This window comes from Psychrobacter sp. (genome assembly GCF_035469765.1).
Taxonomy (GTDB): Bacteria; Pseudomonadota; Gammaproteobacteria; order Pseudomonadales; family Moraxellaceae; genus Psychrobacter.
Map to the genome: position 1 here is coordinate 1 of NZ_DATIRM010000161.1, position 8,646 is coordinate 8,646.

Below are 8,646 nucleotides of genomic sequence, written 5' to 3' on the forward strand. Positions count from 1 at the left end.
GACAATAGACAGCTAAAGGTATCGCGCCAGACCAACACTTGATGGAAACTTTGCGGGATTTCATTAAAGCGGTTGATTGCCAAATCCACTCGCCCCTGCTCCATATCACGATATGAGACGTCCGATGGCGTTAAGAAATCCAAGATGACATTGGGCGCCTCTGAGCGTAACGCTTTTACAAGCTTAGGAACCAAGGTCGCCTCAGCATAATCAGAGGTCATAATCCGAAAAACACGTGAGGTACTATAGGGACGGAACTCCGTGCGCGGCTCAAGCACTTGGGTCAAATCAGCCAATATCTCACGAATACGAGGCTGTAATTCTAAAGCACGCTCGGTCGGGGTCATCCCTTAAGATGAGCGTACTAATAAGGGGTCATTAAACAGTTTACGCAGACGGCGCAAAATATTACTCATCGCTGGCTGAGTGATGCCCAACTGCTCAGCAGCACGTGTGACGTTTTTTTCTCGCAACAACACATCCAAATGTACCAATAAATTTAAATCTACCCGCTGCAAATTCATATATTTTTCTCTTTACCTTAAAATAAATACCATTACAAACGTGGCAGATTTTGCCCTGTTATATGGCAAAAAATCATCTATAACAGCCTGATATAAGGATATTTTTATGTTAATTATTTTGGAATATGCTTATTATAACTGAATTTACGCATCACAAGCCATTGTTTTACATATACTATAATTAAATAAAATACCCAAGATAACAATCATAAACTAGATAAATCAAGGTAACCTAGCTATAGTGGCTAGCAAGCGCTGATTAGACAATTATTAAACATCAGACCGTTACCATGCATTTTAATGGATTGGCTACCAAATATATTTTATCGTATTTTGATATAGAAATACGGACATAGAATTTATTTCATAGCCTTATGCAAACTTAATGTGGCGCTCTAATTTGTCCTTAAGCTTGAATTAATACCTTATATTGTTTAGGGTAATAAGCACTTTGTCAGTCGCATAAGTATTAGAAAAGAACCAATTGCACTGAAATAACAGACCAAACAAAGATAAAATAATAAAAGCTGACCAAATCGACAGGTTTTTATTGCTTTTATGAGAATTTTCTTATAGTTTAGTAGGGACTGCTAGCGCAAGAGGCTTATATTTCAAATTCTTACTTCTGCCAGCATCTTTCTCTATATAAAAATTATCTCAATTATTTTGATTCACCAATTCATTCACCCCTGAGGAGACTATAGATGTCAACTGAATATAAATCAGCGATCGATTTAGTACGTGAACTAAAGCAGAAGCACGGTAACTGGCAGAATATCAGCGAAACTGATGCTGCACGTATGATGATGCAAAACCGTTTCAAAACCGGTTTGGATATTGCTAAGTACACAGCAAAAATCATGCGTCAAGACATGGAAGAGTATGACAATGATACGTCTCAGTACACACAGTCTCTAGGTGCATGGCATGGTTTTATTGCCCAGCAAACTATGTATGCAAAGAAAAAATACTTTGGTACTACGTCTAAAACATACATCTACCTATCAGGTTGGATGGTTGCTGCCCTACGTTCTGAGTTTGGTCCTCTGCCTGACCAATCTATGCACGAAAAAACGTCAGTACCTAAACTTATCGAAGAAATCTACACTTTCTTACGTCAAGCCGATGCTAAAGTATTGAACGACTACTTCCGTGAGCTAAATGCAGCTGAAGAAGCCGGTCAAGACACCTCAGCTATCCTAGAAAAAATCGAAAACTTTGATTCACATGTTGTGCCAATCATTGCTGATATCGATGCAGGTTTCGGTAACGAAGAAGCAACTTACTTGCTCACTAAGCAAATGGTCGAAGCTGGTGCTTGTGCTATCCAGGTTGAAAACCAAGTATCTGACGCTAAGCAATGTGGTCACCAAGCGGGTAAAGTAACGGTACCGCACGAAGACTTTATCTCTAAAATTAATGCAATTCGTTATGCATTCTTAGAGCTAGGTGTTGAAGACGGTGTTATCGTTGCACGTACTGACTCTGAAGGCGCATCACTCACGCAAAAAATCCCAGTATCAAATGAGCCAGGCGACCTTGCTTCTCAATATATCGATTTTATCGAAATGGAAGAAGTGACGCTAGAAAATGCAAAAGAAAACGACAGCTTGCTTAAGCATAACGGCAAACTAGTACGTCCAGTTCGTTTGCCTAATGGTCTATATCAGTTCCGTGAAGACACGAATATTGACCGCGTTGTACTTGACTGTGTAACTGCTCTAGAAAATGGTGCCGATCTACTATGGATCGAAACACCTACTCCAGACGTAGCACACATCAAAATGATGGTAGATCGTATTAAAGAGCAACAGCCAAAAGCCAAGCTTGTATACAACAACAGCCCGTCATTCAACTGGACGTTGAACTTCCGTAAGCAAATCATCGCTCAGTGGGAAGAAGAAGGTAAAGACCTATCTACCTACAATAAAGATGACTTGATGAGTGCTGATTACGACGGTACTGAACTTGATACAGCAGCTGACGAAGCAGCTAGAAACTTCCAACGTGATGCAGCACGTGAAGCGGGTGTATTCCATCACTTAATCACGCTACCAACTTATCACACCACTGCACTTAGCGTGCATGAGCTTGCTAAAGGCTACTTCGGTGAAGATGGTATGCTTGCTTATGCAGCTGGCGTCCAACGTAAAGAAATCCGCGAAGGCATCGCTTGTGTTAAGCACCAAGCAATGGCAGGTTCTGACCTTGGCGATGACCACAAAGAGATCTTCTCTGGTGAAAATGCCCTTAAAGCTGGCGGCGGCAAGAACACCATGAACCAGTTCTAATTACCAACCATCTCTAAGTAAAAGTTATAAGAAAAGCCGTCCTACATTGTAGGGCGGCTTTTTTATGCGCTATAAATCTTTGGCGCTATAAATAACGATATCCACTCAAATTACAGTGCTATTCAATCACTATTTTAATTAACCGCCATTTATTTACTCAGTACTTATTTGGCTTGATTTAGCCAACCAAAATGAAAATTTTACTTGTTATTCACTGATAGCTTTCATACGATGGTAATAATATAAATTTATTAAAATAATCAGGAGCAATCATGCAAGAGATAGAGCTAAAATTCTTGGTACCAGAGTCGCGATTAAAAGGTCTTATGCGCCAAGCACAAGTCAAATCATCACAAGTGACCCAACTGTCTGCTCATTATTATGACACCCCTGATCAGCAGCTTGCACAGGCTGGTATCGGTCTGCGTATTCGTCAAGAGGGCGATGCTTGGGTGCAAACTATTAAAGCGGGCAGCAATGGTATTGCAGCGTGCCTAGAGCACAATGCCACCTTAGATAATGAGCAGGTACAAGCGATGCTCGATAATAACAAGCTGATGCCTGATTTAACGATTTATAAAGACACCCCTATTGCCCCAGCATTGGCAGATTTTAAGCTAAAAAAACTGGCTAAAAAACTGACCCGTTTATATGTGACTGATGTAGAGCGTACTACCCGCTTATTGATAGAAGATACGAGCGATGAAGTCGTTAACAGTATTGAGATGGCATACGACTATGGAGAAATTATCCATGGCACCGATGACACTCAAAGAGATGCCATTCAAGAAATTGAATTTGAGCTAGTATCTGGTGAGTTAGATTTTTTATTTACGACTGCTAAAACTTGGTGTCAGCGTTATAAATTGTGCTTATCTACCGTGACCAAAGCTGAACGTGGCGGTCTACTTATAAAGGGACAAAGTCATAGTCCAGCCACTGCTGCCGACTTGAGAGCGCTTAATATCGATAAAAAAATCAGTATGCCTGCTTTTTTACGCGCAGTCGTGCATAACTGTCTGTTGCAAATACTCCCAAACAGTAGCGCCATCGTCGCAGGCAGTAAAGATAATGAGCACCTTTTACAGCTATCTATCGGTATAGAGCGCTTACATACTGCGCTACAAGCATTTGATAGCTTCTCAGATGGAATCAATCCAGATTGGTCAGCCATACTGCAACAAACTGCCACTTTACTCGCTGATTATCGCAAGCTTGCTTATCTCAGTACTCATATTGAACCGAGGCTACAAAAGAACGGCGCACCCATCGTTGATTGGACAGCGGATATTGGTGCTCTCACAATCACACCAATGGCTGCTATCAGTGCCAATGACTTTCAAATCGTGTTGCTTGAGCTCATCGCCTTTACCATGAGCGATCCTAGCCTTGAGCCTCAAGCACATAAGCTGGCTATCAATAAGTTGGAAAAGATACTTGCTAAGTACTATGAAAAATTACTTGAGGCTGAGCAAGATTTAGAGGACAGCTATGATGAGTCAAACAGCGAGCTAGAGAACGAATCAATCATAAAAGCACTGTACAGCCTACACGACCATCTAAAAGATTTGCGTTATAGCAGTGAGTTAGTAGCACCTTTATATGGCAAGAAGAAAACCAAACGTTGGCTAAAACGTGCCGTAAAAGCACAGAAAGCACTGGATAAACAGCTCAATATGATTGATTATCAGCAGTGCTATCAAAGTAAAGCCAGCTCTGACTCTTCTGCTTTATATGCGGCAGGCTGGTTAAATGCTGCTTTAGTACCGATAGAGAAAGCCACAGAAAAACGTTTGGATAAGTTTTATGCTTGCTCAGTATTTTGGTGATTGAATATATTGTCATTCTATAGGTATCAATATTAGAGAAAAAAGACAGCCTATTTAATAATGGCTGTCTTTTTTATATGACCTACTTAATTTAAAATCCATACATTGCTGCTACTGCTACTTAACAATACTTCTATTGGGCGATAATATTCACTGGCGTACCTTCTTCGACCTGCTCAAAGAGTTCAATAATATCTTGATTTCGCATACGTACGCAGCCATGTGAAAGCGGTACGCCCATAGGTTCACTGTCTGGCGTTCCATGTAGGTAGATATAGCGTTGATACGTATCACAGCTACCTTGACTATCACTGCCTTTATTTATCCCTTCTTCAAGACCACTTAGCCAAAAAATACGGCTGAGTATCCAATCACGTTCAGGGTTTAATGCCCCAAGCTCAGCATTATATATTTCTCCAGTCGCTATACGTCCAATAAATACCGCATGACTTGGCGCACTGCCTCCTATTTTTTCTGCAATGATATGCTGACCAAGTGGTGTACAACCACTGTCTTGTTGACTGCCCATCCCATTTTTAGCCGTTGACACAGGATAGTGAGCAATAACTTTTTGCCGCTTATAAACGGTCAAAGTTTGCTGAGCAATGCTAATCACTATCTGGGTCATAAAATTTTCTTTATATGTCATAGCAATTTTCCGGCAGTTATTTCGATGATGACTGTTAGCAGCATAAAAATGAGTGAGACTTTCTATTATCAAGGGATTGTATCAAGGCATTTGGCACCGTAATATAGAGGCACACTTTTTAATGCTAGCAGATTATGACGACTATTTCACCGACACGTGTGTCGATGTATGATTTTCTATATCAAGATACCAAGCCATTGGTGTCATTATTAGCAGATGCAGCAGCGCTGTCATTGCCGCAGGCGCGTCTGGCAATGGATGGCAGCTTACAAGCGATTATCAGCGCCCTTCTCGCTTATCAGCAGCGCCATCAAGGACAAGCACTAAGCAAAAAGCTGTTTGGGCGCAGTGCAGTCAAAGAGATGCGCCAGTACAATTCTATGAATTTTGCCACTTTAAATGCAACGTTATACCATCGCTATGATGCCGCTGATGCGATATTTCATGACAATGCGCGTGTGACTAAAGCCAGCGAGCATATCGCAGCTCAGATTGATACGACAACGCCACAAGTGCAAATCCTACTTACTTCCTTATGTGTGATAGTGCTACGCGAGCTGGCTATTTTAGTCGAATATAGCCAGCTTGATCATGATGAGATTAATAAATGGTTTACTCTACAGCCACAATTCTTGTCCCAAGCACGTTTTGCAGCCCTTGTCCCAAAGTCCACACTTACCGAATCAGCAGACGATAGCGATGACACGCAAAACATTTTATCAGCAGAAGAGACTTCAGAAACAGAGTCAGTAAACAGCACTGAACGTCACCTATTAAGCGCTGAGCAATTGATAGATCCACCACCAGCTTTTGATACCTATTGGTATGATCTGACAGCATTTAAACCCGAACGATTTGAGCCAGTAAAAGACGTGCAGCTGGCAACAGGTAACTACTTAAAAGCGATTGGACGCTCAGCTGAAAACGTCCAACAAGGTAAACATAATGATTTATTGATGTTTGCACAAATGACAGCTATTGGCTTGCCACACCAACGCTGGCTCTTACAACTGGCTAAAATATCAGAGATATATTTGCAGCGCAATCGACTACGTATTACCTCTGAACCTATCAATCCGCCAAAGCCGCCTTTGGTCAGCTCAGGACTGCTCGGTAGTAGCGGCAACAATGACACTGCACCAACCACCCTTAATGAAAAGCCCATTGAATATGAGGCATCTACGCCTCTATGGAAAAACCCTGTTATTTTGCTGATTCTGCTTGTTATTGGCGGTCTTGGGGTTTTGGCAACCATTAAGTATCAAACACAAAAATCTAACGGTGTCGTATTTGCAACAGCAGAAGTATTAGCGCAAGACTCCAAATCTGAAGAACGGGAACAGCAAGATGTGGCGATCGTCATGGTAGAAGAAGATACCGCTGCTGATGATAAAAAGTCAAAAGCTGAATGACAAAGCCGCGCCTGAAAATAGTGTAATAAAAACCTATCAGCAATAAAAAAAGAGTCGCTATATAAATAGCGACTCTTTTTTATCGGTCAGTTAATTCATCAGGAATTTAAAAAACCTTTCGTTAACGTTGCTTATTTTGATAAATCGCGACCACGGCTGGCTTCAATTGCCAAACGTAAACCATTTAGACGAATGAAACCTTCTGCATCTTTTTGATCATAGGCGCCCGCATCATCTTCAAAGGTCGCAATTTTTTCATCAAATAATGAATCATCTGACTTACGACCCACCACGCTTACCGCACCTTTGTATAATTTGACACGTACCGTACCGTTAACATACTCTTGTGACTTATCAATCAACGCCTGTAGCATCATACGCTCAGGGCTGAACCAATAGCCGTTGTAGATAGTCTTAGCATAACGTGGCATCAGCTCATCTTTTAAATGGGCTGCTTCACGATCAAGTGTCAATGACTCAATACCGCGATGCGCTTTTAACATAATGGTGCCCGCTGGCGTCTCGTAGCAACCACGGGACTTCATACCAACATAACGGTTTTCAACGATATCCAAACGTCCGATACCGTGCTTACCGCCAATCTCATTAAGCTTAATCATTACTTCATATTGCTTAAGCGCTTCACCATCGATGGCAACGATGTCGCCTTTTTCATACTCTAATTCCAGATATTGTGCTTCATCTGGTGCTTCTTCTGGGCTTACTGACCAGCGCCACATGTCATCTTCTGCTTCAGCATATGGATCTTCTAAAATGCCGCCTTCATAAGAGATATGTAATAAATTGGCATCCATCGAGTACGGAGATTTTTTCTTATTGCCTGCATAATCGATGGCAATATTATGCTCTTTAGCATATTCCATCAAGCTTTCACGGCTTGATAAATCCCACTCACGCCAAGGCGCAATAGTCACGACATCTGGAGACAATGCAACGGCACCTAGCTCAAAACGTACTTGGTCATTACCTTTACCAGTCGCGCCATGACTGATCGCATCGGCATTATGTTCTTTGGCGATTTCAACCAAACGCTTGGCGATAAGTGGACGGGCGATAGAAGTCCCAAGCAGATACTCACCTTCATAGATGGCGTTGGCACGGAACATTGGGAACACATAGTCACGAGCAAACTCTTCGCGCAAGTCTTCGATATGGATATGTTTGATACCCATGGCTTCAGCTTTGGCACGTGCAGGCTCAACTTCTTCACCTTGACCGATGTCCGCAGTGAAAGTGATCACTTCTGCATCATAGGTTTCTTGTAGCCATCGAGCGATGATTGAGGTGTCAAGACCCCCTGAATATGCCAATACGATTTTATTAATAGTTTTTGGATCAAGCTGAGCCATGAAACACTCCTAGTATGAGGAATTTAATGATAGGTAAATCGACTATATCATGAGGAAGATGGTTTGCTCACTCAGTGTACATCATATTTACCATTGGCAAAAGTAGCACTGTCATCAAGCATGAGGTTTTCACCCAGATTCAGCGGCTACTGAATCCATAATTCTTTCTATAAAAACACCGTCAACATGGCATCGTGCTTTTGTAGCCAGTTAAACTGCCTACAATTTATGTAGAGATATTATGTATAGATATCCAGCCACATATTTAGTCAGGTAAGCAAATCTGTTATGATAGCAGCACAACAAGACTCCCTTTTACTCCCAGATATGACGATATAGAGCGCGACGATACTATGACTGATTCAATTAGAGAATTGACCATCCTGCAGCCCGATGATTGGCACATTCATTTGCGTGATGACAAGGCGTTAGCAACCACAGTCCCTCATGCGGCAGAAAGCTTTAACCGAGTTATCTGCATGCCGAATCTAGTACCACCAGTCAAAAATGTCGATGATGCGCAAGCCTATCGCGCACGTATCATGCAGCATCTAGAAGTAAGCAATTTGAG

Annotated in this window: 5 protein-coding genes and 2 pseudogenes; 4 read left to right on the plus strand and 3 right to left on the minus strand. The window is 41.7% G+C overall.

Going from position 1 to position 8,646, the window contains the following annotated elements:
* Nucleotides 1-524, minus strand: a pseudogene (locus tag VLN09_RS04620) (LysR family transcriptional regulator); the annotation flags it as partial.
* A 704-nt stretch (nucleotides 525-1,228) separates the two neighbouring features.
* Here VLN09_RS04620 and VLN09_RS04625 point away from each other — a divergent pair.
* Nucleotides 1,229-2,815 carry an isocitrate lyase gene (locus tag VLN09_RS04625; protein ID WP_325244139.1) on the plus strand — a complete coding sequence of 529 codons (1,587 nt, stop codon included), beginning with the start codon at nucleotides 1,229-1,231 and terminating at the stop codon, nucleotides 2,813-2,815.
* Nucleotides 2,816-3,087: 272 nt separating this feature from the next.
* Entirely contained in the window at nucleotides 3,088-4,644 is a 1,557-nt protein-coding gene (locus VLN09_RS04630) for a CYTH and CHAD domain-containing protein (protein ID WP_325244141.1), read from the plus strand.
* 133 nt (nucleotides 4,645-4,777) lie between these two features.
* Here the strand turns inward: VLN09_RS04630 and VLN09_RS04635 are convergent, their stop codons facing one another.
* Nucleotides 4,778-5,293 carry a L,D-transpeptidase gene (locus VLN09_RS04635; protein WP_414709086.1) on the minus strand — a complete coding sequence of 172 codons (516 nt, stop codon included), beginning with the start codon at nucleotides 5,291-5,293 and terminating at the stop codon, nucleotides 4,778-4,780.
* Nucleotides 5,294-5,427: 134 nt separating this feature from the next.
* On the opposite strand from VLN09_RS04635, the gene VLN09_RS04640 reads away from it, so the two are divergent.
* Nucleotides 5,428-6,705 (plus strand): hypothetical protein, encoded by a 1,278-nt coding sequence (locus tag VLN09_RS04640; protein ID WP_325244145.1) that lies wholly within the window; start codon nucleotides 5,428-5,430, stop codon nucleotides 6,703-6,705.
* A gap of 131 nt (nucleotides 6,706-6,836) precedes the next feature.
* Here the strand turns inward: VLN09_RS04640 and VLN09_RS04645 are convergent, their stop codons facing one another.
* Nucleotides 6,837-8,075: an argininosuccinate synthase gene (locus VLN09_RS04645; RefSeq protein WP_325244147.1), complete on the minus strand. Its 1,239-nt coding sequence runs from the start codon at nucleotides 8,073-8,075 to the stop codon at nucleotides 6,837-6,839.
* A 353-nt stretch (nucleotides 8,076-8,428) separates the two neighbouring features.
* On the opposite strand from VLN09_RS04645, the pseudogene VLN09_RS04650 reads away from it, so the two are divergent.
* A pseudogene (locus VLN09_RS04650) lies at nucleotides 8,429-8,646 on the plus strand (dihydroorotase); the annotation flags it as partial.

Coding starts and splice junctions, on each gene's coding strand:
- VLN09_RS04635 (WP_414709086.1), bottom strand. CDS start 5,293: ATGACATATAAAGAAAATTTTATGACCCAGATAGTGATTAGCATTGCT.
- VLN09_RS04630 (WP_325244141.1), top strand. CDS start 3,088: ATGCAAGAGATAGAGCTAAAATTCTTGGTACCAGAGTCGCGATTAAAA.
- VLN09_RS04645 (WP_325244147.1), bottom strand. CDS start 8,075: ATGGCTCAGCTTGATCCAAAAACTATTAATAAAATCGTATTGGCATAT.
- VLN09_RS04640 (WP_325244145.1), top strand. CDS start 5,428: ATGACGACTATTTCACCGACACGTGTGTCGATGTATGATTTTCTATAT.
- VLN09_RS04625 (WP_325244139.1), top strand. CDS start 1,229: ATGTCAACTGAATATAAATCAGCGATCGATTTAGTACGTGAACTAAAG.